Raw genomic sequence first — 22,857 nt, forward strand, 5'->3', positions numbered from 1 at the left:
CAGCCGGCGGCGGTAATCGCCGTCGTGGCTTTGCGTTTCGTCGTGGTCGACACAGGCCGCATGGCGCGGTCAGTCCTCGGAAAAGGCGACACCCGAGATGGGGTGCGCGAGCGCGGGAAGCAACAGCCCGAACGTGCTCCCCCTGTCAAGGGCCGGATCGGGCTGCCGGCGACAGATTTCGCGTCCCGTCACTCGTTAGCGCCTCGTTCACCCTGACCCGGCGGACCCGGGGACAAGTCGGTGCGGATCAACGAAGTCGCTAAAATGCGATGCGACTTTCGGGAGCGACGTCCACGCGCGACCGGAGGAGCGACCCCGTGCGGCACAGGCCGGACTTCGACGACGCTGCCCTGGCGCGGGCGGCTCACGCTCTCAGGAAGGATCTTTTACAGGATCTTGGCCCGATCGAGCCGCTGGTGCCGCGGCCCCTGGCGCGCGCGACCCCGCGCCGATCCTGGTGCCGGCGCGTCGCCGGGCGGACGGTCGGCGCCGCGGCAGTGATCGCGCTCCTGAGCGTGCTCGCGAGCGAGCGGCGCCTCGCCGACCCGCCGCTGCCTGATCAGGCGGCCTTCGTGCCGCGCTACGCCGCCCCCGCGGTGGCTCCGCCGGTCTGGAGCGAGGTGGCGGCCGACCGCTACCGCCTCGGCGAGGCGACCGGCCGTGCCCGGACGATGGCCGGCCTGCGGGAGGATACGCTGACCGCCGGCGCCTTCGCGGTGCAGGAGGCGCCGTACCTGCGCCTCGTCGCCGTCGAGACGGCGGAGCCGGACGGGGAGGGGAGCCTGTTCGTCACCCTGGCGCGTCGGGCCGCGGAAGCCGGCGGCCTCTCGGTGGCGCGCACCGGCGAGCGCGGTCAGCTCGCGACGCGGTTCGGTGCCCTCGACACCGTCGACGCGGCCCTCGTCGATGCGGAGAGCCGGCGCGCCTGCACGGCGTTCCGTCTCAACGCCGCCCTGCGGCTCGAGGGCTGGCTGTGCGCGCCGCTCGGGCAGCTCCCCGAGCCGCAGGCGGTCGCCTGCACGGTCGACCGGCTCGGCGCCCTGCCGGGGGCGCACGTCGCCCCGCCGGTCGCCGCGATGCTGGCGCAAGCCCGGATGGCGGCCTGCCCACCGGAGGATCCGGCCACCACCGCGGCGGTGCCGGCGCCCCGCAGGGCGGTTCGAACGAATGCGGCGAGAGTGCGGCATTCGCGACCAGCTTCGCCGTGAGCGGGAACCTCGGCCGCGCTCGCACGTCTCTTTCCACAACGGCGTCGTTTCTTAACGAGTGCGGCGCTACCCTGGCGATGTTCATCAAAGGTGCGTCATGCGCTTCCAGACTCTCGCCCTGACCGGGCTCCTCTCCCTCGCGGCCCTGGGCGCCGGCACCGCCGCCTCGCAGGCGCAGGACAGCTACGTCATCCGCAGCTCCCGGGACGGCCAGGGCCTCGCGATCCGCGTGCGCCCGCGCAGCTGGCTCGATGCCGGCAACGTGGTCGAGGCGAATTCGGGCGCGACCGGCAACCCGGCCACCAACCCGCACTTCATCACTGCGTCCTACCTGAACTCGCCGCCCTACATCGCCAACCGCGAGCGCTTCGGCGGCGCCGGCATCCTCCCCGACCCGATCACCAACGGCCCGTTCATCGGCGCCCGGCGCAGCGCCGTCACGGTGGACCTGTCGGCGATCGACTACCTCGACCCGACCTCGCCGCTGTCGCGGGCGCGCTACGGGTACTGAGCGGATCACGGCCTCTGGACGTGCGACGGGCCCCGCGAGGGGCCCGTTTCGTTTGTGACGTGTGATGCACCACGTTGCAGTCCTGAGCGCTACCCTTTCCCGGACGACTGAAACAAAGTGGAAGGAGATCCGGGATCCAGGGGAGAAAGTGCCGCGAAGCGGCTCTATTTTTGCACCGCTGTAACCATGCGGTCGCTTCGCGAATCTCGTGCTGGTTCCCGGATCTCCTTCCGCTGACGCTCCGGTCGTGCAGGCCCGTTCGGGCCCGGAAAGGGGAGCCTGGAGAGAGGCCTACCGCTCCTCCGCCTTCACCCACTTGATCACCCGCGGCGGCTCATACGCCCGGATCCGCGCCACGAGGTCCGCCGGCTCGGTGCCGACGATCAGCATCGCCCGGTGCGGCGCGCGCACGAAGCCCTCGGCCACCACGGAATCGAGGAAGCCGAGCAGCCCGTCGTAGAAGCCGCCTGCATTGAACACCGCGAGCGGCTTTCCGTGATAGCCGAGCTGCCCCCAGGTCCAGACCTCGAACATCTCCTCGAAGGTGCCGAGCCCCCCGGGCAGCGCCACGAAGCCGTCGGCGCGGTCGGCCATCATGGCCTTGCGCTCGTGCATCGAGGCGACGACGTGCTGTTCGGTCAGCCCGAGATGCGCGGTCTCCTTCTCGACGAGGGATTTCGGGATGATCCCCGTCACCCGGCCGCCGGCTGACAGCGCGCCGTCGGCGACCGCCCCCATCAGCCCGACCTTGCCGCCGCCATAGACCAGCTCGATCCCGCTTTCCGCGAAGTGGCGCCCGAGCGCGGTCGCCGCCTCGCGGTAGAGCGGGCGGGCCCCGTCGCTGGAGCCGCAGAACACGCACAGGCGCATGGTGGTTCTCCCTGGCCGTTGTCGAAGAGACGAGTCGAAGAGCCGACTTGGGAAAGACTTGGGAAAGAGCGGAGTTGGGATCGATCGTCATCCCGTCCACAACCTCATCCTGAGGTGCGAGTGAAACGAGCCTCGAAGGAGGCCTCCAGAAGCCTCGGTGATCTCTGGAGCCCTCCTTCGAGGCACGCTTCGCGTGCGCCTCAGGATGAGGTCGCGAGTGGGTAATCCGTTTGAAGCCGTCGGTGGGCCCTCAGCCCGCCAGGGCCTGCAACTCGCGCACGATGGCATCGCCCATCTCGGTGGTGCCGACCGCGTTGGTGCCCGGGCTGGCGATGTCGCGGGTGCGTGTGCCGCCGGCGAGGGTCCGGGTGATGGCGCTCTCGAGGTGGTCGGCGGCCTCCAGCAGGCCGAACGAGTAGCGCAGCGCCATCGCCAGCGAGCCGATCATGGCGATCGGGTTGGCGAGGTTCTGGCCGGCGATGTCCGGGGCCGAGCCGTGCACCGGCTCGTAGAGGGCGCGCCGGGTGCCGTTCTCGACCGCGCCGAGGGAGGCCGAGGGCAGCATGCCGAGCGAGCCGGTCAGCATCGCCGCCACGTCCGACAGGATGTCGCCGAACAGGTTGTCGGTGACGAGCACGTCGTACTGCTTCGGGTTGCGCACCAGCTGCATGGCGCAGTTGTCGGCGAGCACGTGCTCCAGGCCGACATCGGAATACTGCTCGGCATGGAGCTTGGTCACCGTCTCCTTCCACAGCACGCCGGTCTTCATGACGTTGTGCTTCTCGGCCGAGGCGACCTTGTTGCGGCGCTTGCGGGCGAGGTCGAAGGCGACGGCGGCGATGCGCTCGATCTCGCCGGTGGTGTAGATCTGGGTGTCGATGGCGCGCTTCTGGCCGTCCTCCAGGGTCACGATCTCCTTCGGCTCGCCGAAATAGACGCCGCCGGTGAGCTCGCGCACGATGACGATGTCGAGACCCTCGACCAGCTCGCGCTTGAGCGCCGAGGCTTCGGCGAGCGCCGGGTAGCAGATCGCCGGGCGGAGGTTGGCGAACAGGCCCAGATCCTTGCGCAGGCGGAGCAGGCCCGCCTCGGGACGCTTGGCGTAAGGAACGCCGGCCCATTTCGGTCCGCCGACGGCGCCGAACAGGACCGCGTCGGCGGCCTTGGCGCGGTCCATCGCGGATTCCGAGAGCGGCACGCCGTGGGCGTCGATCGCCGCGCCGCCGACGAGGTCGGTCTCGGTCTCGAACTGGGCGATGCCGGCGCGGGTGAACCAGCCCAGCACCTTGGAGACTTCCCGCGCCACCTCGGGGCCGATGCCGTCGCCGGGCAGGAGCAGGATCTTGTACGTGGCCATGGCGTGACCTTCTTCGGAAGAGTGATGGGCGGAGGGCGCGCCTCCGCCGAGATCGGGGAGCGGTTTAAGACTTGCGGGCGACGGTGAAGCGGGCGGCCTCGCAGAGCGTCGCGGCGGCCTCGCCCCAGGGCTTGAGGGCGGTCTCGCACTCGGCGACCAGGCGCTCGCATTCGGCCCGCGCCCCGTCGAGGCCGAGGCGATCGACGAGGGTCGCCTTGCCGGCATCCTTGTCCTTGCCGGTGCGCTTGCCCATCGCCTCCGAGGAGGCCTCGCGGTCGAGGATGTCGTCGGCGACCTGGAAGGCCTGGCCGAGCGCCCGGCCATACGCGAGGAGCGCCCGGCGCTCTTCGGGCGAGGCGCCGCCGACGAGCGCGCCGGCATCGACCGAGAAGGCCAGGATCGCGCCGGTCTTCATCGCCTGAAGCTGGAGCGTGGCATCGACGTCGAGGTTGGCCGGGCCGAAGCGCCCCTCCGCCCCGAGGTCGAGGAGCTGGCCGCCGACCATGCCGCCGAGGCCGGAGGCGCGCGCGAGGCCGAGCACCAATTCGGAGCGGATCAGCGGGTCGGCCTGCCAGGCCGGATCGGCGACGATCTCGAAGGCGAGGGTCTGGAGAGCGTCGCCGACCAGGATCGCGGTCGCCTCGTCGTACTTCTTGTGCACGGTCGGCTGGCCGCGGCGCAGGTCGTCGTCGTCCATCGCCGGCAGGTCGTCGTGGACGAGCGAGTAGCAATGCACCAGCTCGACCCCGGCGCCGGCGGCCATCGCGCCCTCGAACGGGCCGCCGAGCATCCGGGCGGTCTCGATGGCCAGGAACGGGCGCAGGCGCTTGCCGCCGTTGAGCACGGCGTGGCGCATCGCCTCCATCAGGCGGGGTGGCCGGGCGATCTCGCCGGCCTGCACCGCGTCGCCGAGGCGCTCGGCGAGGAAGCCTTCGACGGTCTTGGCCACGGCCGAGAGCCGCGCCGTGAAATCGCCTGCCTGCGGGTATCCTGTGGTGCCGGCCATCGTATTTTCCTGGGGACGGCCCGGCGTCGTATCCTGCGGGGCCCGCGTTGACGTCATGGTGGCCTCGCCGACGGGCACGCCGAGAGGAGGAGCGAATTCAGGAGCCGCGCGTCACGGCGGACAGCCAGGGAGGCGTGCCGCAGCCGCTGCGGGGCTTGGTCCCGGCGAGCGCGCCGCCGGTCCGGGCCCGCGGGCGGCGGCTCTTGCGCGCCGTGCTTCTGGTGCCCGTCATGGCGGTCGTCCTCGTCCTGGTCCTGGCGCTCGTCTATCGCGCGCTGACCCCGCCCTCAACCCTGATGCTCGGCCGCTGGGCCACGCTCCAGCCGGTGACCCGCGAGGTCGTGCCGCTGGAGGCGATCGCGCCGGCCCTGGTCCAGGGGGTGGTGGCCTCCGAGGATCAGCGCCTGTGCCTGCATAACGGGGTCGACTGGGACGCCCTGTGGAGCGTGGTCGACGACGAGGACGGCCCGAGCCGCGGCGCCTCGACGGTGACGATGCAGACGGTGAAGAACGTCTTCCTGTGGCCGGGCCGCTCCTATCTGCGGAAAGCCCTGGAGATCCCGCTCGCCCTGATGGCCGATGGGGTGTGGGGCAAGCGCCGGACGATGGAGATCTACCTCAACGTCGCCGAGTGGGGGGAGGGGATTTTCGGGGCGGAAGCCGCCGCCCGGCACTGGTTCGGCAAGTCGGCCCGCGACCTCACCCGGGGCGAGGCGGCCCTGCTGGTCGCCGCCCTGCCGAACCCGATCCTGCGCAACCCGCGCCGGCCGACCCGGGCCTTGCGGGCGCTCGCCGGGCGGATCCAGGGGCGGACGAGCGGCATCGGGGGGTTGAGCCAGTGCGTGCGGCCGTGAGCCGGCGAACCAGACCGGCCCGCGCGACTTTCCCTCGAGGCCGCCCGGAACGGGGCTGGCGCGGCGGCCTTTCCCCCCGTAACACCGGCCCCGCCCGCCCCCTGCGGCGCGGCCCTTACAAGGGAAGCACGATGTTCACTCTCGAGATCGACGGCACGCCCGTCGCCATCATCCGGTCGAACGAGGAACGGGCCCGGGAGCTTCTCGAGGTCGAGGGCTTTCAGGACGACCTGCGCACCATGAAGAGCGACGGCCGGCCGCTGTGGTCGGGCAAGGCCGAATCGCTGAAGCTGCGCCCCGCCACCGAGGACGAAGTCGAGACCTTCGAAGACTCGATGGACGAGGAGGATTTCGAGGACGAGGACGAGCCCAAGGCCGCCAACGACAGCCAGGGCGAGACCGACGACGAGGACGAGGAGGACGACGTCGACATCCTGTTCCTGGTCGATATCGACGACGAGGACGAGGAGTAAGGCTTAAAAAGCCTCGCGGCCGGCGTCGCGCCGGCCGCACCGTCTCGCGTGCGAGCCCGCTCCGGCGACGGAGCGGGCCTTCTTGTCGTCAGGCGCCGAGCTTGCGCTTGCGCTGCCCCAGGGTCCGCAGCCGCAGCGCGTTGAGCTTGATGAAGCCCGCCGCGTCGCGGTGGTCGTAGGCCACGGCGCCCTCCTCGAAGGTGACGAGGTCCTGGTCGTAGAGGGAGTTCGGGCTCTCGCGACCGATGACGTGGACGCCGCCCTTGTAGAGCTTCAGCCGCACCGTGCCGGTGACCATTTCCTGGCTCTTGTCGATCAGGGCCTGGAGCATCTCGCGCTCGGGCGAGAACCAGAAGCCGTTGTAGATCAGCTCGGCGTAGCGCGGCATCAGCTCGTCCTTGAGGTGGGCCGCGCCGCGGTCGAGGGTGATCGACTCGATCGCCCGGTGGGCCGGCAGCAGGATCGTGCCGCCGGGGGTCTCGTACATGCCGCGGCTCTTCATGCCGACGAAGCGGTTCTCGACGAGGTCGAGGCGACCGATGCCGTTGGCCCGTCCCAGCTCGTTGAGCTTGGCCAGCAGCGTCGCCGGCGACATCGCCTCGCCGTCGATGGAGACCGCGTCGCCGCGCTCGAAGCCGATGGTGATCACGGTCGGGGTGTCGGGCGCCTCCTCGGGGGAGAGGGTGCGCGAATAGACGTAGTCCGGCACGTCCTGCGCGGGATCCTCCAGCACCTTGCCCTCGGAGGAGGCGTGCAGGAGGTTGGCGTCGACCGAGAACGGCGCCTCGCCGCGCTTGTCCTTGGCGATCGGGATCTGATGCTGCTCGGCGAAGGCCAGCAGCGACTCGCGGGAGCGGAAGTCCCACTCGCGCCAGGGGGCGATCACCGTCACGTCGGGCTTCAGCGCGTAGTAGCCGAGCTCGAACCGGACCTGGTCGTTGCCCTTGCCGGTGGCGCCGTGGGACACGGCATCCGCCCCGACCTTCTCGGCGATCTCGATCTGCTTCTTGGCGATCAGCGGACGGGCGATCGAGGTGCCCAGCAGATAGACGCCCTCGTACTGGGCGTTGGCCCGGAACATCGGGAAGACGTAATCGCGGACGAATTCCTCGCGCAGGTCCTCGATGTAGATGTTCTCGGGCTTGATGCCGAGCAGCTCGGCCTTGCGCCGGGCCGGCTCCAGCTCCTCGCCCTGGCCGAGATCGGCGGTGAACGTCACCACCTCGCAGCCGTAGGTGGTCTGGAGCCACTTGAGGATGATGGAGGTGTCGAGGCCGCCCGAGTAGGCGAGCACGACCTTCTTCACGCGCTTCTGGGGCTGGTCGGACATGCGGGGCGGGCCTCGAGGATAAGGGAGCTGACGAATGCGCGCGGGCTTAACAGCCCGGCCCGGCCCCGTGCAACCGCGCTGCCAAAGTTCCGTCCCCGGCCCGTGGCGATGCGACGCCCGGGGCGGCGCTTGTGGGCCGGGCCCGCGGACGCGAAGGTGCCGGACCAGTCCAACGCCAAGAGGGGTGCGATGCCGCGCCGGCCCACGCTCGAATTCTGGTTCGAGTTCGCATCCACCTATTCCTACCTCGCCGCGATGCGGATCGAGGCGCTGGCCGAGACGGCCGGCGTTGCCGTGCGCTGGCGCCCGTTCCTGCTCGGGCCGGTCTTCGCCGCGCAGGGGTGGACCTCCTCGCCGTTCAACCTCTACCCGGCCAAGGGCCGCCACATGTGGCGGGACCTCGCCCGCGAGGCCGCCCGCCTCGGCCTGCCGCCGCTGGTGCGGCCGGAGAGCTTCCCGCAGAACAGCCTCTCGGCGACCCGGGTCGCGGTCCACGGCGCCGAGGAGCCGTGGATCGGCGCCTATGTGCGGGCGGTCTACACGGCGGAATTTGCACAGGGCCAGTCGATCGCCGAGCCCGCGGCGATCTCCGCCCTCCTCAACGGCCTCGGCCTCGACGGCCCGGCGCTGATCCGCGCCTCGACCCAGGAGCCGGTGAAGAGCCGCCTGCGCTCGATCGGCGAGGAGGCGAAGTCCCGCGGCCTGTTCGGCGCCCCGAGCTTCCTCACCGAGGACGGCGAGCTGTTCTGGGGCAACGACCGGCTGGAGCAGGCCTTGGACTGGGCGGTGGGGGAGCGGCCGGCGGGATTGCGCTGAAACCTCTACTCCTTCGCCAGGATCGACACCGTGCCGTCGCGCTCGACAATTGCCACTGCAACCTTGTCGAGGTCGTCCAGCTTCTCCTGTCGGGCGGCGGTGCGGATGTCGGCCTGCTGCATGCGCAGGCGGCGCATCGCGGTCTCGTTCCAGCCGCCATCGCGAAAGACCACGATCGGCGTGCCGTCGACGATGCGCTCGAACCAGACGAAGCGCAGCTTCAGCCACGACACCGCGACGTGCATCAGGCCGACGGTGAACAGGGCGCTCATCGCGCCGACGAAGGAGCGGTCGTCGCCGAGCACGGCGCTGACCGAGAGGCCGCCGAACAGGAACAGCACCACCATGTCGATCGGCGCCTGCTGGCTCGCGGTGCGGCGCCCGATCAGCCGGATCACGAACAGCACGATGACGTAGGCCGCCGCGGCCTTGAGGACGGTGTTCATCTCTAGGGCACCGCGAATTGCGACCAGGACAGGGTCTCGCCTTCGTCGAGGCGAGCGGTGAGGGCCACGCCGCCGAGGAAGCTCGGCGAGCCGGTGAAGCGGATCACCGCGTGGGTCTCGCCCGGGATCACCGGGAAGACGAGGCGGATGTTGCTACCGGCGACCTGCCAGGTCTCGGGCCGCGGGGTGATGCTCTCGAGGCCGAACAGGTCGACGAGCTCCTTGGCGATCGTCACCGCGACCTTGTCGCCGCCGGGCGGCACCCGGGTGTCGAGGCGCACGATCGTCGGCGCGCCGAAGCGGGCCACCGGCTCGTAATGGATCACGATCGACCCGTCGCCGTTGGCACGGGTGTGCTCGCTCAACGGGCCGCGCCCGAGGAGCCCGAGGGCGCAGACGAGGACGAAGGCCAGCATCAGCCAGCGCCCGGCCAGCTCGGCCCGGCGCCAGCGATCCTCGAAGGCGGGATAGAAGCCGGCCGCGATCTCCTCGCGCATCGGCGGATCGTCATGGATGACCTTCACGGGGCTCCCCTCGTCGCGGGCAACCCCGGTTTGGCCGTGTTGCAGGCGACGACATAGTGCCCCAGCGGCAGCCGGCTACCGTGCGGCGGGCCTCACGCCCGGGCGGGCACCCCCGGCGAGACCGCCGCGGGCGCCGGCTCCCGCGCCGCGACCCAGCGCAGGCAGAGGGCGGCGAGCAACATCGGTACGGCGAGCGCCACGCAGTACTCCGCCCGCTCCCAGCCCGCTGCCATCAGCATTCCGGCGAGGCCCGGCCCGGTGACGGCGCCGAGGCGGCCGACGCTCATGGCGAGCCCGGTGCCGGTGGTGCGCACCGGGGCCGGGAAGATCGGCGGCACCACCGCGTACATCGCGTTGATCGAGCCGTAGAGGCAGAAGCCGATGGCGAGGGTGGCGGCGAGCAAAGCCGCCGGTGTCGCCGGCACGTGGCCGAAAGCGGCGGCGGCGAGGAACAGCCCGGCCATGAAGGCGGCGGCGAGCCTGCGCGTCCCGGCGCGGCGGGCGAGGAACCCGAACAGCAGGCAGCCGGCGGCGCCGCCGAGATTCATCAGCATCGCCCCCGAGATGCCGCCGCTGACGCTCAGGCCCAGCTCGGTCAGCACCTTCGGGGTCCAGCTCAGGAAGAAGTAGCAGGTCGTCATCACGCAAAAATACGCCGCGCAGGCCGCGAGCGTCCGGCTGCGATAGGGCGGGCGGGTGATGGCCGCGAGGCTGGCGCTGGTCTCGGCCTCCGCCCGCGACGGTGCCGGCAGGGCTTCGAGCGCCGGGTGCCCGAGGCGCGCCAGCACCCGATTCACCTTCGGCAGCGCGCCGGCCGGGCGGCGGGCGATGAGGTAATCGAGGGATTCCGGCAGGAAGGCCAGCACCGCCGGCACCAGTGCCAGCGCGATGATCCCGCCGAAGACGTAGACCGAGCGCCAGCCGTAAGCCGCGATGAGATAGACCGAGAACGCCCCGCCCAACGTCGCGCCGAGCGGATAGCCGAGCGACATCAGCGAGATCGACAGGTTGCGCCAGCGGTCGGTGGCGTATTCGGCCACCACGATGTTGACGGTGGCGAGCCCCCCGCCGATGCCGAGCCCGGTGAACAGCCGCACCAGGGCGAGCTCGGTCAGGGTGCGGGTCGCGGCGGCGGCCAGCATCCCCAGACACAGGATGGCGAGGCAGAGGAGCACGGTGGTGCGCCGGCCGAGCCGGTCGCTCAACGGCGCGATCAGCAGGGCGCCGAGCCCCATCCCGGCGAGGCCGGCGCTGAACAGGAGGCCGAGATCGGTGGGCTTCAGCGCGAAGTCCTTGGCGATCGAGGCGGCGGTGAAGGCGACCACCAGGACGTCGAACCCGTCGAGCGCACAGATCAGCACGCACACTGCGACCGCGGCGACGTGGAACGGGGTCATGGCGCCCTGGCGGATCGCGGCGCGGGGGTCGGTCGGGTCGGGGGTAAGGGACATGGCGTTCCTCCGAGATGTTTTGATTGTCGTTTTTTGACGATGCTCAGATCATGACACCCACCGCGTCATTCCGGGCTCCGCTGCGCGGCCCCGGAATGACGATGGAGGACGGCGGAAAACGTCGGCGAGACTTCTTTTGCCGAAAGGCGGGCCTCACCCCGCCCGATCCGCCGTATCGATGGTGATCCCGCCGCCCACCACCCGCGACACGCAGGTGCAGAGCTGGGCGTTCGTCGCCTTCTGCGCCTCGCTGAAGAAGACGTCGCGGTGATCGACCGTGCCGTCGGCCTCCAGGATCTTCACCGTGCACAACCCGCACTCGCCGCGCCGGCAATCGTGGATCATGCCGATGCCCGCCGCCTCCAGGGCCTCCAGCATGGTCTGGTTGCGGGGGACCTCGATCTCCCTCGACAGCCGCGGGATGCGGACCGTGAACGGCTCGGCGGCGTGGCGGCCGCCGGTGCCGAAGGTCTCGAAGCGCAGCCCTTGCGGCGGGCGGCCGGCCTCCGCCCAGGCCCGGCGGGCCGCCTCCATCATGCCGAACGGCCCGCAGATATAGGCCTCGGCCCCGGGTGCCAGATCGGCGATCGCGCCGGCCAGGTCGATCCGCCTTTTCTCCTCGTCGAGGAAGACCTCCAGACGGTCGCCGATCCGCGCCTGCAGGCTGTCCGCCAGCGCCAGGTCCTGCCGGGTCCGGGCGGCGTAGAGCAGGCGGAAGGGCGCGCCGGCCTGGTGGAGCGCCAGCGCCATGGCGTGGAGCGGGGTGATGCCGATGCCGCCGGCGACGAGCAGGTAGCCGGGCCTGCCCAGGGTGAGGCCGAAATGATTGCGGGGACCCGAGATGCTGAGGCGCGCCCCGGGCTCCAGCCCGTGCATGTAGGCCGAGCCGCCGCGGCTGTCGGGCAGCCGCTTCACGGCGATGCGGTAGACCCCGTCCACCCCGGAATCGATGAGCGAGTAGGAGCGGGTATCCGGCCGCTCGCCGATCATCACCGCCACCCCGAGATGGCTGCCGGGCGGGGCCGGCGCGGCGCGGCTCGACGGTTCGATCTCCAGGAGGCGGATGTCGGGCGTCAGCGCCCGGGTGGCGCGCAGCCGCGCGGGGAGCCAGTCGGTCGGGGCCATGGCACGCTACTCCGCCGCTACGCCGACGGGCTTCGTCTCGGAGGTCCTGGTCTCGCTCGGCGACTCCCTGGCGATCATCCCGTCGATCAGGCGGTGGGCCCACAGGGAGCCGGCATCGATGTTGAGGTTGTAGAACGGCTGGCGCGGCTGGCGGTCGATCGCCCGCTGCTGGGCCTCCAGCACGTCGTGGTCCTGGTCGTAGACGCCCTTGCCGTCGTTGACGTGGGCGCGATTGAGGCTCTTCGTCAGTTCCTCGTCGTCGGTGCGCCAGCTGCGCACGAAGTTCCAGAAGTAGTGGCAGCTCGTGGCGGTCTCCGGCGTGATCGCCGCGAGGAAGAAGCCGTTGACGCCCTGGCTCCGGTCGCCCTGGCGCGCGCCGGTGCCGGTGATCGCCACGCCGACATCGCCCGCCACCACCGTCGGCGCCTCGAACCGGATGATCTGCCAGCGATCGACGTGGTGGCCGGGCTTGCCGAGGTTGCGGGCCCAGAACGGCGGCGGCTCGATGTTCTCCATCCAGCGCTCCACCGTCACGCACGTGTCGGTATGGGTCACCTCGAACGGGCTGCGGGTGATGGCGTCGTCGCCGATGCTGCCGGCATGGACGTAGGTCTCGTGGGTCAGGTCCATCAGGTTGTCGATGACCAGCCGGTAATTGCACTTGAGGCTGTAGAAGGTTCCGCCCTCGCCGACCCACGGCGCATCGCTGTTCCAGTGGAAATCCGGTACCAAGTCGGGATCGGCGAGCGCCGGGTCGCCCATCCAGAGCCAGATCAGGCGGTAGCGCTCGACCGCCGGGAAGGCGCGCACGCAGGCGGAAGGGTTGATGGTCTCCTGCGCCGGCATGAAGGTGCAGCGGCCGGTCGCATCGAAGACGAGGCCGTGATAGCCGCACATCACCTGGTCGCCCCGGAGATGGCCGAGGGACAGCGGCATCAGCCGGTGCCAGCAGGCATCTTCGAGCGCCGCCACGGCCCCATCAGTGCGTCGGTAGAGCACCACGTCCTTGTCGCAGATCCGCCGCGGCGTCAGCGCCCGGCCGATCTCGTGGTCCCAGGCCGCCGCGTACCAGGCGTTCAGGGGAAAGCCCTTGTCGCTCATCGTTTCCTCCGGTGTCGGGGCCTCGCGGGTCTTGTCGCCGCGCGGAGGTCCGTCGTGAGTGCGAAAAACTTGGCCGTATCCGGTGGCCGGCTTCGGCCGTCGCCGAAGATCCGGGCGCCGTCCGGGCATGTTGCGCCGCACAAGAGTTTCGCCAACGGGATCAGCAGTTTGGAACTGGTCCGGTTCGATGCTCCGACGCTACCTGCCACGACCCGCCCAGACCATGGACGCTCCCCGGAATTTCTTGGACGGATCCGGCGCCGGGCCCTACCCTCGCATCGGGAGGAGCTTAGCGATGCAGACGCGGCGGGAGCGGCCGATTCCGGTGTTTCGTCTCTACGGCGAGACCGCCGAGACCACGGTGCCGAGCTTCGTCCATGCCGAGCGGATCGGCACCAGCGCGGCCCTGCACGACTGGGAGATCGCGCCCCACCGCCACGGCGCGCTGACGCAGGGGCTCGTCGTCACGCGCGGCCACGGCGCCCTGGCGCTGGATGCGCGGCGCGAGGAGTTCTCCGCTCCCTGGCTCATCTGGGTGCCGTCCGGCGTGGTGCACGCCTTCTCGTTCCGGCCCGGCACCGACGGCGTGGTCCTGTCGCTCGCCGACGACTTCCTCGCCGCAATCCTCGATGCCGATCCGGAGGCGGCGCCGCTCCGCGCCACCGCCGAGGCGGCGTTCAGCGGGCGCCCCGGCTCGCCGGAGGAGATCGACCTCGACCTCGCGGGCCTCGTCGAGACGCTCGGGCGCGAGGCCGCCGGCGCCCTGCCGGGAGCGGCGAGCGCGGTGGCGGCTCTGGTGAAGCTCCTGGTCGTCGGCCTGCTGCGCACCCGCGCCGCCCGCGCGATCACCGAGCCGGCGGCGCTCGCCCGGGCCGACCTGCACCGCCGCTTCCGCCGCCTGGTCGAGGCGCACTTGCGCGAGGGCTGGACGGTGGCACGCTTCGCCGCGGCGCTCGGCGTCAGCCCGGACCGGCTGCACGCCGCCTGCACCGAGGCGGTGCGGCGCTCGCCGCAGGGGATCCTGCACGACCGGCTGATGCTGGAGGCCAAGCGCAGCCTGATCTACACCACGCTGCCGGTCTCGAAGATCGCCTTCGATCTCGGCTTCAACGATCCGGCGTATTTCTCGCGTTTCTTCGCGGCCCGCGCGGCTCTGAGTCCGGCGGCGTTCCGTCGTGCGCATCGCGGGGAGGAAGCCTGACGCGCGGACAGCATCGCGGGCGATCAGTGCGCGCCCGCGGAGTCCGGATCGATTGTCAGGAGAAGGAAAGTGGCTCCCCGAGTAGGACTCGAACCTACGACAAGGCGATTAACAGTCGCCTGCTCTACCAACTGAGCTATCGGGGAACGCTGCCGGCCCTGTTCGGCGCCGACGAGGGCTTATTAGCCAGTTCACTCGATCGGCGCAACCCCGATGTGACGGGGGTCAGCGCGGCGGGCAGGCCGCGCCGAACGGGCCGACCACGAGGTCGCCGTCGCGGGGGTTGTTGAGCACGAAGGGCTCGGTGCCGCCGAGGCCGAAGCGCATCACGCCGAGGTCGTAGTAGCAGCGGTCGAGGACCGCCGTGAACGTGTAGCTGTCCTGCGCCACCGGCGGTCCCGCCGGGACGAGGCGCCCGCGGGGCCCCCGCGCCGCGCAATGGGCCGCGATGTCGACCCGGCCCGGGGCGAGCATGCGGATCGAGCGCGACGAATGGGGCGGGATGCCGACGCTGGGGCCGCCGTTGCGGCTCGCCACCGCGAAGTAGGGCGAGCGGTTGATGACGCGCCGGACGCAGCCGGCCTCCGCCGCGCTGATGCCGCCGGCGAGCAGAGCCGCCGCCGCCGACCACCGATAGAGCCGCTTCATGCCCGGCCGCATGGCTGTTCGCCTCTCTTCACCGCGAAGGACCTTGTGACACTTACAACCTAACGCACCGGTGCGGAACGGCCAGGCTTCGGCCGGGCGCGCGTTTCCCAACCGGGAACGGAACGGCAGAGCTTGGCGTTGAGTTCCGTTCCCGCGCGTGGCGACGGCACCCAGGTGCCGGGCCGCGCCGAACCCGACCCGATTTCGACCTCGCAAGATTTTCGACCTCGCCTGCATCCCCGCCCGGAGCCCCGATGCGCATTCGTTCCCTGCTGCTGGCCCTCTTCCTGCTCACCGGCCTCGGCGGTCTCGCCGGCGCCTCGCCGCTGATGCCGAGCGCCGCGGTCACCACCGCCCTCGACCAGCCCTCCACGGTCGAGACCGTGCGCTGGCGCCGCCACCGCCACTGGCACCGGCGGCACTGGCATCGTCGCCACTGGCACCACCGCCGCCACTACCGTCGCCACTGGCACCACCGGCGGCACTGGCACCATCGCCGCCATTACGGGCGACACCATTATCGCCGGCACCGCCACGGCATCCGCCGGCTGCAGTTCAGCCGCCCGGCCGCCCGGCCGGTGCGCTGGATCGAGCCCCGCCAGGCGGGACGCTGAGCCTTGAGCGAGCGGCCGACCGAGCCTAAGCCCGACGGGCGCCCCCGCGACTGGCTCGACCTCGGCGGGGCGGGACGGCCGGCCGGCCCGGCGGAGCCCAGATCAGTGGAACCGCCGCCGAAGGGAGCGCCGCCGGAGGGCCGGTTCGCGGGATTCTCCCGTGCCGCCGCCGGGTTCGGGGCGCGGCTCGGCCCGGCCGCGCGCTCCGGCGTCTCGCGGGTGCGGGCGGGCGCCGCCCGCCTCGCCGACCATCCCGCGACCCGGCGCGCCGCCACCGCGACGGCGGCGGCCTGGCGCCCGGTCGCCGCGCGGGCCCGGCGGGTGCCGTGGTTGCGCGTGACGGGGGCGACCGCCGCCCTCGCGGCCGGCCTCGTCCTCGCCTACACGGTCTATGCGCTCGCGACCCTGCCGGTGAATGGCGGGCTCACGGTCGAGCCCACCGCCTCCGCCCTGGTGGTGCGCGCCGCCGACGGGCAGGCCTTCGCCACCCGCGGCGTCATCAAGGGCGCGAAGCTGGCACCCAAGGAGGTGCCGCCGGTCCTCGCCAAGGCGATCGTGGCGATCGAGGATCGCCGCTTCTACGAGCATCACGGCGTCGACCTGCGCGGTCTGCTCCGCGCGGCGTTCCGCAACGCCGCCGCCGGCGGCACCCGCGAGGGCGGCTCGACCCTGACGCAGCAGCTCGTGCGGATGAGCTACCTGTCGCAGGACCGCACCCTGAAGCGGAAGGTGCAGGAGGCGGTGCTCTCCCTGTGGCTCGAAGCGCAGCTGCCGAAGGACGAGATCCTCACCCGCTACCTCAACGCGGCCTATTTCGGCGCCGGCGTCTACGGTGCCGACGCGGCCGCGCAGCGCTATTTCGGCAAGCCGGCGAAGGACCTGAGCTTGAGCGAGGCCGCCATGCTGGCGGGCCTCGTCCGCGCGCCCTCGCAGCTCGCCCCCCACCGCAACCTCGACGGCGCGCGGGGCCGCGCCGCCCAGGTGCTCGACGCCATGGTGGAGACCGGCGCGGTCACGAAGGCCGAGGCCGACGCGGCCAAGCGCGCGCCCGCCACCGTCCGGGTGCCGACGGAGACGCCGGTCGGCACCAACTACTTCGTCGACAACGTCGCCGATTCGGTCCGCACCCTGATCGGCGCCGGGCCGGCGGACGCCACCGTGCGCACCACCCTCGACCTGACGCTCCAGAACATCGCCGAGAGCGTGCTCGCCCGCCGCCTCGACCAGGACGGCGAGCGGCGCAAGGTCTCGCAGGGCGCGCTCGTGGCCATGGCGCCGGACGGGGCGATCCTCGCCATGGTCGGCGGGCGCGACTACGCCGACAGCCAGTTCAACCGCGTGACGCAGGCCAAGCGCCAGCCGGGCTCGCTGTTCAAGCTGTTCGTCTACCTCACGGCGTTGCGCCAGGGCTATCGGCCGGACTCGCCGATGATGGACCGCCCGACCCAGGTCGGCGAATGGGAGCCCGAGAACTATGGCGGGCGCTACCGCGGCGCGGTCACCCTGCGTACCGCCTTCGCGCACTCGATCAACACCGTGGCGGTGCAGCTGGCCGAGAACATGGGGATGCCGGCGGTGATCGAGACCGCCCGCGGCCTCGGCGTCACCTCCGACCTGCCGAACCTGCCGAGCCTCGCCCTCGGCTCGGCCGAGACCACGCTCCTCGAGATGACCCGCGCCTACGCGGCGGTGGCGGCGGGCGCCGAGACCATCGAGCCCTACAGCGTGCGCCAGATCCTCGCCCGCGAGCAGGCGCTCTACACCCGGCCGCAGACCGCGCCGGCTCCCGCCCGCGACCAGCAGGCGCGCACCGCGATGCTCGACCTGCTTGGCGCCGTGGTGCGGGAGGGCACCGGCAAGAACGCCCGGGTCTCGGTCCCCGCCGGGGGCAAGACCGGCACCACCCAGGACAGCCGCGACGCCTGGTTCATCGGCTTTGCCGGCGACCTCGTGGTCGGGGTCTGGCTCGGCAACGACGACAACACGCCGATGGCCGGCGTCACCGGCGGCGACATGCCGGCCCAGATCTGGCACGACTTCGTCGCCCAGGCGCTGGCGGCGCGAGCCAAGGCCGCCAAAAGCGAGGCGGGCAAAGGTGACCCGGGCAAGGGCGAGGCGGCCAGGCCCGAGGCGGCCCGCCAGGCCCCCGGATCCTCCCCGCTGCCGCAGACGGCGAGCATCGCCGAACCGGAGGCCGATCCGCGCACGCGCGATCTGACCGGCCGCACCGTGCTGCGCGGCAGCCCGGCGGTGGTCGATACCGGCACCCTCGATTTCGACGGACGCACGGTGCGGCTGGCCGGGGTCGACGGATTGTCGGGCCGCAACGCCCGCGAGCTCGGCCGCTACCTGCGCCGGCGCGACGTCGCCTGTGCGCCGGCGGGGGAGGGGGGCGTCTATCGCTGCTCCCTCGACGGGCAGGATCTGTCCGAGCTGATCCTGTTCAACGGCGGCGGCCGCGCCAGCGCTGACGCCACGCCGGACCTGCTCGCCGCCGAGGAGCAGGCCCGCTCGAACCGGATCGGGATCTGGCGGCGCTGAAGCCGGCTCGGGGCTCCTTGCCGGGGTTATTTGGGCTCGAGGCAGGGAGCGAGCGCCGCCTTGAGCCGGCCGGCGTCGGTGGCCGAGATCGGCACCGTCACGAGGATCGGGGCGTCGCCCCGGCGCGGGCTGTCCTGGCGCCAGCGCAACTCTCCCGGCCCGGCGCCGGCGGCTCCCGCGACCGCCCGGATCGGCCCGAGCCCGGTCGCCTCGCCCCGCAGCGGCGCGGCGACGCCGAGGGAGAAGGTCGTGCCGTCGACCGCGACCGCGCCGCTGGCCGGCAGGCGGACGGCCTGCGCGACCGTGATCTCGGTCAGCGGCTTGCGGGTGCCCGTCGGGCCCTCGAAGGCGCCGAAGTCGAAGCGCTTCTCCAGGGACTCGAAGTCGGGGACGTCGAAGCCGATCGACAGGGCGCCGGTCTGGTTACGCGACCGCGTCGTGGTGCAGCCGAACGCCATCGCGACCGTCCGGCTCTCGGGGCCGATCACCGCCTTGCCGGGCAGCGTCACCTCGGCGGCGAGGGCGGTGCCGCTCCAGGCCAGGGCGGTCAGCAGGAGGAGGGGCCTCCGAGGCGTCATCATCGGTGTCTCCGGCGCGCGTGACGGTCCTGCCGAGCTACGGGCGCCGGGACGGGCGCGCCAGATGGGATCGCGTCGGCTTGCCCGTCCGGATCGTGACGTTGGGATCCCATGATGGCCCCTTTTGACGGAGGGGCGGGATCTATCCCACCCACGCCCTCAGGATGAGGGTATGGGTGGGAAGATTCCGGTTTGTCACGGTGCAATCAAAGATCAGGACAATGTCATGAACACTATGCTGACCTGCACGGGCTTCGTCCCCCGGGTCGGGTTCAACACCGAGGATAGTGCTTTCATCGGCCGTATCGCCGGGATCAACGACATCATCGGCTTTCACGCCAGCAGGCGTTCGTCATAGAACTCCCCTTTCCCGGACGACTGAAGCGTCAGCGGAAGGAGATCCGGGATCCAGGAGACAAGTGCCGCGAAGCGGCTCTGCACATTGCAACGTCGCAAACGGACGGACGCTTCGCGACTTCTTTCGCTGGATCCCGGATCTCCTTCCGCTTCGCTCCAGTCGTCCGGGAAAAGGAGAGGTGGGAAACAGGCGGCGTAACTGACGAACCTTGGCTGTTTCTGACCGACAGCAACGGGCAGCGGGGCATCGCCGGGATCACCCCGCCGCCCTCACCGCGTCAGATCAGCATCGCGTTGAGCGCCACCGTCAGGGCGGCGCCGACGACGGCGAAGCCGAGCAGCGTGACGCTGCTGACCTGATCGACGGAATCGATGTCGTGGCCGGTGCGGTGCTCGGGGGCATTGGCGGACATGGGCGTCTCCTCGTCTGATGTCTCCCGGGCCAACGCCCCTCTGCCCCCGCGGGATCGACCGCGGACGGGTCGCGTATTGCCGCAGGAGCGGCCTCCAGCCGAGGGCGACGGGCCTAATGCCCGGGGCTCCCGTGCCCGTGGCTGGTGCCGATCACGCAGAGCGCCAGGCCGGCGATGCCGCCGAGGGTGCCGAGCGGGGTCTGGAATCGCCAGGAGGCGTAGTAGCCGGCACCACCGATCACGATGCCGAGAAGGGTCAGTCCGATGCTGCGGGCCGAGGCCGCAGGCTTCTCCGGATGGCCCGGCTTCCCGGGGTGCGCGCGGGCGAAATCGTGCTGCATCGTCGGCCTGCCTTCGCCGCGCCGTGGGACCTCGGCCGCCCGGGGCGGCGGGAGCAGGGGGGCGGCCGCCCTCTCCCTTCGGAGGAACGCGGCAGGCGCGGAATCGCTCACGCTTGGTTGCGCAACTCGCCTTTTCCCTGACATGCCAGCCCGGAACCGGGCTGGTAACGTTCAGAAATCGCCCTCGCAACCGACCGGGTGCGGGCCGACCGGTGACGGCCGAGCCGCGCCCGACCCGTCCCCCGGACCGTGGTCAGCCTCATGACGCAGCGCTACTTCTTCAACCTGGTCGGCCCGGCGCGTGCGATCGAGGACCCGACGGGCGTCGAGGCCGCCACGCCGGACCAGGCTGAGGCCGAAGCGCGGGCGGTCGTCGCAGAGATGCGGGCGAGCGGCGAGCTTCCGCTCCTCGGAGAGGGCTGGCAGCTCGAGATCCGCGACGGCGCCGGCCGGCTGGTGCGCTCAATTCCCCTGGTTTGAGGCGCCGGATCCCGCCTGCTTCAGGACCTGTCGCACGTGCGCGCGAACCTCCGCGCCCGTCCCGGCCTCGTCTCCGGCATCGCCCGGCGCGCGCGTCGCGTTCCCGGCGTCCGCCTGCGGCACGGATGTGTCCGGCGTCAGGGGAGCCGCCTGCTCCTTGGATCGAGCCTTACCGCCGAGCGCCATCGTGGCTGTCTCCTGCCTTGGTCCCCGGTCCGGCGGCCGGGCGCCCGCGCGGGAGTGAGCGACCGTCCGCAGCACCTCGTGGTGCGTGGCGGCACACATGGTCTCCCCCGCCGACGCCGTGCGCCGGACTTTCCTGTTGATGAGAATCGAACCGGCTCAGTTTGTACCGGTTCTCGGCGCCGACAAACAATGAAAAAGTCGTTAAACCGTTCCCTGGCGAAGTGCTGAGGCTCTTCTGCAACGCATCCTATGTTAATGCGCCTCAGCGGCCCTCGCCGCCGATGCGGGAGAAGTCCGCCACCTCCCGGGTCGCCGCCCGCAGGGCATTGAGCAGGGCGAGGCGGTTGGCGCGCAGACCCGCGTCCTCGGCATTCACCGTCACCTTGTCGAAGAAGGCGTCGACCGGCGCGCGCAGGGTCGAGAGCGCCCGCATCGCCCCCTCGAAATCCTCCGCCGCGACCGCCCGGGCCGCCTCGGCCCCGGCCGCCTGCAGGGCGTCGGCGAGGGCCGCTTCCTCGGGCAGCCTCAGGAGGGCCCGGTCGGGTGCCGCGTCGAAGGCGCGGCCGTCCTTCTTCTCCTCGATGCGCAGGATGTTGGCCGCGCGGCGATAGCCGGCGAGCAGGTTCTTGCCGTCCTCGGTGTCGAGGAAGCGGCCCAGCGCCTCGACCCGGCGCACCACCATCAGCAGGTCGTCCTGCAAGAGACCACCTTGGCCGGGAAGCGCGAAGACGGCGTCGATGAGGTCGTGGCGCGCGCCCTGGTCGCGCAGGTAGACCTTCAGCCGGTCGGCGAAGAAGGCGAGGAGATCGTCCGCGAAGGCGCCCGAATCCCGGCCGTGACCGGCCGCCGCGGCGGCGATCTGAGCCCGCAGGGGCAGCCGCGCCTCGCTGGCGAGGATCAGCCGGATCACGCCGAGCGCCGCCCGCCGCAGGGCGTAGGGGTCCTTGCTGCCCGTCGGCTTCTCGTCGATCGCCCAGAAGCCCACCAGCGTGTCGAGCTTGTCGGCGAGCGCCACCGCCACCGAGACCGCCTCGGTGGGCACCCGGTCGCTGGGGCCGAGCGGCTTGTAATGCTCCTCGATCGCCGCGGCGACCGCCGGGTCCTCGCCCTGCTCGGCCGCGTAGTAGCGGCCCATCAGACCTTGCAACTCGGGGAACTCGCCGACCATCTCGGTGACGAGGTCGGCCTTGGCGAGGCGGGCGGCGCGCTCCGCCAGCGCCGCATCGGCCCCGACGACCGGCGCCAAGGCCCGGGCGAGGGCCGCGATGCGCTCCACCCGCTTGGCCTGGGTGCCGAGCTTCTCGTGGAACACGATGCTCTCGAGCTTCGGCAGCCGGTCCTCCAGCCGCACCTTGCGGTCGGTCTCCCAGAAGAACGCCGCGTCGGAGAGGCGCGCCCGCACCACCCGCTCGTTGCCGGCGACGATCGCCGCGCCGCCGTCGGAGGCCACCAGGTTCGAGACCAGGATGAAGGCGTTGGCCAGGCGCTCGCGCCCGTCCGGGCCGGGGGCCCCGCGGAGCACGAAGCACTTCTGGTTCGCCCGGATCGTGGCGCGGATCACCTCCGGGGGAATGTTCAGGAAGCGCTCGTCGAAGGCGCCCATCAGGGTCACCGGCCACTCGACGAGGCCCGCCACCTCCTCCAGCAGGCCCTCGTCCTCGACGAGGTCGAGGCCGCGGGCGAAGGCGAGGTCACGGGCGTCGTGCAGGATGATGTCCTTGCGCCGGTCCGCGTCGAGCACCACGAAGGCCCGCTCCAGGGCCGGCAGGTAATCGGCGAAGCGGCGCACCTCGATGGCTTGCGGCGCCAGGAAGCGGTGGCCCCGCGTGGTGAAGCCCACCTCGACCCCCTCGATGGCGAAGGGCACCACCTCCGGCGTCTCGGTCTCGGGGCCGAAGCTCGCCACGATCGAGTGCAGCGGCCGCACCCAGCGCAACGAGCCCGGCTCGCGCGAGGCCGCGCCCCAGCGCATCGATTTCGGCCAGGGGAAGGTCTTGACGACCGCCGGCAGGATCTCGGCCAGGACCTCGATCGTCTCGCGGCCGGGCCGCTCGATCACCGCGACGTAGAACTCGCCCTTCTTCGGATCGGAGACGATCCTGGCTTGGTCGAGGCTCGTGAGGCCGGCGCTCTTCAGGAAGCCCTGCACCGCGCCCTCGGGGGCGCCGACGCGGGGCCCTTTGCGCTCCTCGCGCACGTCCTGGCCGCGGGGCGGCAGGCCGGCGACGTGGAGGGCGAGGCGGCGGGGCGTCGCGAAGGCCTTGGCGCCCTCGTACAGGAAGCCGCGCTCGACCAGCGCGTCGGTGACGAGCTTGCGCAGGTCCTCGGCCGCGCGCCGCTGCATGCGGGCGGGGATTTCCTCGGAGAAGAGTTCGAGCAGCAGGTCGGGCATCGGGCGGCCTCAAGGCTCTCCGTCGGGAGGGCCC

The 22,857-nt window shown here is 71.6% G+C and carries 25 protein-coding genes and 1 tRNA gene; 10 read left to right on the plus strand and 16 right to left on the minus strand.

Annotated features, from left to right (window positions below):
• The first annotated feature begins 317 nt into the window (after positions 1–317).
• Both DK412_RS01960 and DK412_RS01965 read left to right on the plus strand, forming a co-directional pair.
• A complete protein-coding gene (locus DK412_RS01960) occupies positions 318–1,208 on the plus strand; it encodes a hypothetical protein (protein WP_109970569.1) in 891 nt (296 codons plus the stop codon).
• Positions 1,209–1,305: 97 nt separating this feature from the next.
• A complete protein-coding gene (locus DK412_RS01965; RefSeq protein WP_093570546.1) occupies positions 1,306–1,719 on the plus strand; it encodes a hypothetical protein in 414 nt (137 codons plus the stop codon).
• Positions 1,720–2,010: 291 nt separating this feature from the next.
• Here DK412_RS01965 and DK412_RS01970 read toward each other — a convergent pair whose 3' ends face one another.
• The 4 genes from DK412_RS01970 to DK412_RS31310 all read right to left on the minus strand — a co-directional run bounded on the left by DK412_RS01970 (position 2,011) and on the right by DK412_RS31310 (position 5,184).
• On the minus strand, positions 2,011–2,589 hold the full coding sequence (locus DK412_RS01970; RefSeq protein ID WP_109970570.1) for a TIGR00730 family Rossman fold protein: 579 nt from the start codon (positions 2,587–2,589) through the stop codon (positions 2,011–2,013).
• A gap of 250 nt (positions 2,590–2,839) precedes the next feature.
• Complete coding sequence (gene leuB, locus DK412_RS01975) at positions 2,840–3,946, minus strand: 3-isopropylmalate dehydrogenase (protein ID WP_109970571.1); 1,107 nt, start codon at positions 3,944–3,946, stop codon at positions 2,840–2,842.
• A 64-nt stretch (positions 3,947–4,010) separates the two neighbouring features.
• Positions 4,011–4,952 (minus strand): polyprenyl synthetase family protein, encoded by a 942-nt coding sequence (locus tag DK412_RS01980; RefSeq protein WP_109970572.1) that lies wholly within the window; start codon positions 4,950–4,952, stop codon positions 4,011–4,013.
• Positions 4,953–5,049: 97 nt separating this feature from the next.
• Positions 5,050–5,184: a hypothetical protein gene (locus DK412_RS31310; protein WP_280953969.1), complete on the minus strand. Its 135-nt coding sequence runs from the start codon at positions 5,182–5,184 to the stop codon at positions 5,050–5,052.
• Here DK412_RS31310 and DK412_RS01985 point away from each other — a divergent pair.
• Together DK412_RS01985 and DK412_RS01990 are read left to right on the plus strand one after the other, a co-directional pair.
• The gene (locus DK412_RS01985) at positions 5,183–5,806 is read left to right on the plus strand and encodes a transglycosylase domain-containing protein (RefSeq protein ID WP_245447384.1); all 624 of its coding nucleotides are present in this window, start codon (positions 5,183–5,185) and stop codon (positions 5,804–5,806) included. The two genes, DK412_RS31310 and DK412_RS01985, sit on opposite strands and share 2 nt — an antisense overlap.
• Positions 5,807–5,937: 131 nt before the next feature.
• Positions 5,938–6,279, plus strand: a complete 342-nt coding sequence (locus DK412_RS01990) for a hypothetical protein (RefSeq protein ID WP_048450482.1) — start codon at positions 5,938–5,940, stop codon at positions 6,277–6,279.
• Positions 6,280–6,367: 88 nt separating this feature from the next.
• On the opposite strand, the gene DK412_RS01995 is transcribed toward DK412_RS01990, so the two are convergent.
• Positions 6,368–7,609, minus strand: a complete 1,242-nt coding sequence (locus tag DK412_RS01995; RefSeq protein ID WP_109970573.1) for an argininosuccinate synthase — start codon at positions 7,607–7,609, stop codon at positions 6,368–6,370.
• Between the two features lie 189 nt (positions 7,610–7,798).
• Here DK412_RS01995 and DK412_RS02000 point away from each other — a divergent pair, with 189 nt between their 5' ends.
• The gene (locus DK412_RS02000) at positions 7,799–8,425 is read left to right on the plus strand and encodes a 2-hydroxychromene-2-carboxylate isomerase (RefSeq protein WP_109975006.1); all 627 of its coding nucleotides are present in this window, start codon (positions 7,799–7,801) and stop codon (positions 8,423–8,425) included.
• Positions 8,426–8,430: 5 nt separating this feature from the next.
• Here DK412_RS02000 and DK412_RS02005 read toward each other — a convergent pair whose 3' ends face one another.
• From DK412_RS02005 to DK412_RS02025, 5 genes are all read right to left on the minus strand, one after another.
• Positions 8,431–8,871, minus strand: coding sequence for a YetF domain-containing protein (locus DK412_RS02005; RefSeq protein ID WP_109970574.1), 441 nt, complete (start codon positions 8,869–8,871; stop codon positions 8,431–8,433).
• 2 nt (positions 8,872–8,873) lie between these two features.
• Positions 8,874–9,395 carry a hypothetical protein gene (locus DK412_RS02010; protein ID WP_109970575.1) on the minus strand — a complete coding sequence of 174 codons (522 nt, stop codon included), beginning with the start codon at positions 9,393–9,395 and terminating at the stop codon, positions 8,874–8,876.
• Positions 9,396–9,487: 92 nt separating this feature from the next.
• Positions 9,488–10,846 carry an MFS transporter gene (locus tag DK412_RS02015; protein WP_109970576.1) on the minus strand — a complete coding sequence of 453 codons (1,359 nt, stop codon included), beginning with the start codon at positions 10,844–10,846 and terminating at the stop codon, positions 9,488–9,490.
• Positions 10,847–10,999: 153 nt separating this feature from the next.
• Positions 11,000–11,971, minus strand: coding sequence for a PDR/VanB family oxidoreductase (locus DK412_RS02020; protein ID WP_109970577.1), 972 nt, complete (start codon positions 11,969–11,971; stop codon positions 11,000–11,002).
• A gap of 6 nt (positions 11,972–11,977) precedes the next feature.
• Entirely contained in the window at positions 11,978–13,072 is a 1,095-nt protein-coding gene (locus tag DK412_RS02025; protein ID WP_109970578.1) for an aromatic ring-hydroxylating dioxygenase subunit alpha, read from the minus strand.
• Between the two features lie 295 nt (positions 13,073–13,367).
• Here DK412_RS02025 and DK412_RS02030 point away from each other — a divergent pair, with 295 nt between their 5' ends.
• Positions 13,368–14,273 (plus strand): helix-turn-helix domain-containing protein, encoded by a 906-nt coding sequence (locus tag DK412_RS02030; protein WP_109970579.1) that lies wholly within the window; start codon positions 13,368–13,370, stop codon positions 14,271–14,273.
• Between the two features lie 70 nt (positions 14,274–14,343).
• Here the strand turns inward: DK412_RS02030 and DK412_RS02035 are convergent.
• Together DK412_RS02035 and DK412_RS02040 are read right to left on the minus strand one after the other, a co-directional pair.
• A tRNA-Asn gene (locus DK412_RS02035) sits at positions 14,344–14,419 on the minus strand.
• A 79-nt stretch (positions 14,420–14,498) separates the two neighbouring features.
• Positions 14,499–14,933 carry a hypothetical protein gene (locus DK412_RS02040; RefSeq protein ID WP_109970580.1) on the minus strand — a complete coding sequence of 145 codons (435 nt, stop codon included), beginning with the start codon at positions 14,931–14,933 and terminating at the stop codon, positions 14,499–14,501.
• A 242-nt stretch (positions 14,934–15,175) separates the two neighbouring features.
• On the opposite strand from DK412_RS02040, the gene DK412_RS02045 reads away from it, so the two are divergent.
• Entirely contained in the window at positions 15,176–15,535 is a 360-nt protein-coding gene (locus DK412_RS02045; protein WP_109970581.1) for a hypothetical protein, read from the plus strand.
• Positions 15,536–15,538: 3 nt separating this feature from the next.
• A complete protein-coding gene (locus DK412_RS02050; RefSeq protein ID WP_245447385.1) occupies positions 15,539–18,076 on the plus strand; it encodes a PBP1A family penicillin-binding protein in 2,538 nt (845 codons plus the stop codon).
• A 26-nt stretch (positions 18,077–18,102) separates the two neighbouring features.
• Here the strand turns inward: DK412_RS02050 and DK412_RS02055 are convergent, their stop codons facing one another.
• Positions 18,103–18,657, minus strand: coding sequence for a hypothetical protein (locus DK412_RS02055; protein ID WP_109970583.1), 555 nt, complete (start codon positions 18,655–18,657; stop codon positions 18,103–18,105).
• A gap of 169 nt (positions 18,658–18,826) precedes the next feature.
• On the opposite strand from DK412_RS02055, the gene DK412_RS29920 reads away from it, so the two are divergent.
• A complete protein-coding gene (locus DK412_RS29920; protein ID WP_162596072.1) occupies positions 18,827–19,012 on the plus strand; it encodes a hypothetical protein in 186 nt (61 codons plus the stop codon).
• 277 nt (positions 19,013–19,289) lie between these two features.
• On the opposite strand, the gene DK412_RS31315 is transcribed toward DK412_RS29920, so the two are convergent.
• Positions 19,290–19,424, minus strand: coding sequence for a hypothetical protein (locus tag DK412_RS31315; RefSeq protein WP_280142275.1), 135 nt, complete (start codon positions 19,422–19,424; stop codon positions 19,290–19,292).
• 113 nt (positions 19,425–19,537) lie between these two features.
• Complete coding sequence (locus DK412_RS02060; protein WP_109970584.1) at positions 19,538–19,765, minus strand: hypothetical protein; 228 nt, start codon at positions 19,763–19,765, stop codon at positions 19,538–19,540.
• A 261-nt stretch (positions 19,766–20,026) separates the two neighbouring features.
• On the opposite strand from DK412_RS02060, the gene DK412_RS02065 reads away from it, so the two are divergent.
• Positions 20,027–20,245, plus strand: a complete 219-nt coding sequence (locus DK412_RS02065) for a hypothetical protein (RefSeq protein WP_109970585.1) — start codon at positions 20,027–20,029, stop codon at positions 20,243–20,245.
• Positions 20,246–20,693: 448 nt separating this feature from the next.
• Here the strand turns inward: DK412_RS02065 and glyS are convergent, their stop codons facing one another.
• Positions 20,694–22,823, minus strand: coding sequence for a glycine--tRNA ligase subunit beta (gene glyS, locus DK412_RS02070; RefSeq protein ID WP_109970586.1), 2,130 nt, complete (start codon positions 22,821–22,823; stop codon positions 20,694–20,696).
• Positions 22,824–22,857 lie beyond the last annotated feature (34 nt).

It is taken from the genome of Methylobacterium sp. 17Sr1-1, assembly GCF_003173775.1.
GTDB lineage: Bacteria > Pseudomonadota > Alphaproteobacteria > Rhizobiales > Beijerinckiaceae > Methylobacterium.